We start from the raw sequence: 2,128 nt of genomic DNA, 5'->3' as shown, positions 1-2,128 counted from the left end.
GTGGGATCGGCCGGGGTGCCGGGCGCGCCGCCGGTGCCTGCGCCGCCCGTCCCCGCACCGCCGCCGCCCGTACCGGGCGCGCCCGAGGCCCCGGGAGCCGCCGTCCCGCCGTGCGCCGCCCCGCCACTCGCCGCCCCACCGCTCCCGGCAGCACCGTTCGCCGCGGCACCGGGCGTCACCGCGGCGGCCGTGGCGTGGAACGGCAGGTTGATGGTCGAGTCCAGCGGGACGGGCACCAGCGCCAGGCCGGCCAGCAGCCCCTCGGCCGGGAACAGGTCGCGGCCGAGCCCGTCGCAGGCGCCGCAGGTACGGATGTGCCGGGCTATCCGCTTGCGCCAGACGGAGTTCGGCGTGCCGTCCCAGCCCGTCGTCACCTCGGCGAGCTCCGGGCAGCGCGGGTAGGCGGAGAGCGCCCGGACGACGACCCGGCCGGCCTCCAGCTGCTTCTTCATCCGCTGGACCCGGACCGCCGTGTGCTGCGGCGTCAGGTCGAGCGCCTCGGCCAGTTCGGCCCGGGTGAGGTCCCCGCAGGCCTCCAGCCACCAGAGGGCGAGCAGCTCGCGGTCGTCCGGGTCCAGCCAGCGGGTGGCCTCGGCGACCTCGCGGCGCTGTCCGGACAGGCCGAGGCGGAGGATGGTGAGGTCGGTGAAGTCGGCCCGGGGGTCGGCGACCTCCCAGGCCTCGTCGAGCCCGCCGACCGTGCTCTGCTGCTGGCCGGTGAAGCGGCGGCGGACCTGGTTCATGGTGATCGCGACCAGCCAGGAGCGGAACGACTCGGGGTCGCGCAGCCCGTCCAGGCCGTCCAGCGCACGGATCATCGTCTCCTGCGCGATGTCGTCCACGTCGGCGTGGCCGTTCAACGCACGTCCGGCGACGTTGTACACCAGCGGCAGCCAGGTGGCGACCAGCGCCTCCTGGGCCTGCCGGTCACCCGACTGGGCCGCCAGCACCAGGGTCGTCCCGGTCCTGTTCTGCACGTCAACGTTCATGGGTCCGCACTCCGTCTTGCCGTCATCCGTCCGCCGCTGCCTCCTGGGAGACCTCCGGGGAGTGCTCAGATAACAACAATTTGCGCGGATTCGGAAACGGGGGTTCGAGCGGATGCTGACGGTCGGCCAATGGCTTGGCAGCGGACTCACCGGCCGTCGGCCCGGCGGGTCAGGCCGGGACGGCGAACACCTGGGTCCACCAGGGACCGCCGGAGCCGGTCCGGACGCCGACGCCGATCTGCTTGAACGAGCAGTTGAGGATGTTGGCGCGGTGGCCGGGGCTGTTCATCCAGGCGTCCATCACGGCGGCCGGGTCCTTCTGACCGCGGGCGATGTTCTCGCCCCAGCTGCTCCAGCGGTAGCCGACGGCCTCGATCCGGTGGTCGGCGTGGTAGCCCTCCGGGCTGGCGTGGTCGAAGTAGTTGCGGTTGGCCATGTCCTCGCTGTGGCCCTGGGCGGCGGCGGCCAGCTTGGAATCGGCGGTCAGCGGGCCGCAGCCGGCCTTGCCCCGTTCGGCGTTGACCAGGTCGACGACCTGCTGGGCGTACTGGGCCGCGGTCCCGCTCGCCGCGGTGGCGGGGGCGGGCGCGCCGGTGCGGGCGGCGGGCGCGGTGCTCGTGGACGCCTTGGCGGAGGACGTGGCAGCGCTGCTCGGCTTGGCGGAGGCGGCGGCGCTCGACGGGGACGCGGCGGGCGTGGTGGCGGCGGTGGTGGGGGCGGCCGTGGTCGGGGCCGGGGTGGCGGGGGCGGCCTGGGCGACGTCGGTGGCGGACGGGTCGGGCGCGGGCACGGCGGCCGGGTCGCCGGCACCGGGGATCTGGATGCCGTCGTGGTTGCCCGCCTCGGCCGCGATCTGCGGGTCCATCGCCACCGCGGCCACCGCCTCCCGGTCGGTCTCGGCCTTGCCGTACATGGCGTACCCGGCGCCGGTCAGCGCCGCGATCACCCCGGTGCCGGCCACCGCGGCCACCACGGCCACGACCGGGCCGGCGCCACCACGACGGCTCCGGCGGCCCCGGCCGCGACCCCCGTCGGCGGGACGGCGCGCGGCGCGGGCCGCCTCCGCGGCGCGGCCGCCCGCCGCGGGGTGGTTGGGGGTGCGGGGTTCGCTGGTGACCGGGGCCCGCGTCCTGTCTCGG

The 2,128-nt window shown here is 76.2% G+C and carries 2 protein-coding genes; both read right to left on the bottom strand.

The genetic code is table 11. The features are described from left to right. Nucleotides 1–989 (bottom strand): sigma-70 family RNA polymerase sigma factor (locus ABZ885_RS39900; protein WP_360199921.1); only part of this gene is annotated, 989 nt, incomplete at its 3' end. Between the two features lie 169 nt (nt 990–1,158). Next, nucleotides 1,159–2,128: CAP domain-containing protein (locus tag ABZ885_RS39895; protein WP_360199919.1), on the bottom strand; the 970-nt coding region annotated here is incomplete at its 5' end.

Origin of the sequence: Kitasatospora sp. NPDC047058 (assembly GCF_040643935.1) — a bacterium.
Lineage (GTDB): Bacteria > Actinomycetota > Actinomycetes > Streptomycetales > Streptomycetaceae > Kitasatospora.
The sequence above is the reverse complement of the archived record's forward strand: the minus strand, read 5'-3'. Positions and strand labels throughout refer to the sequence as shown.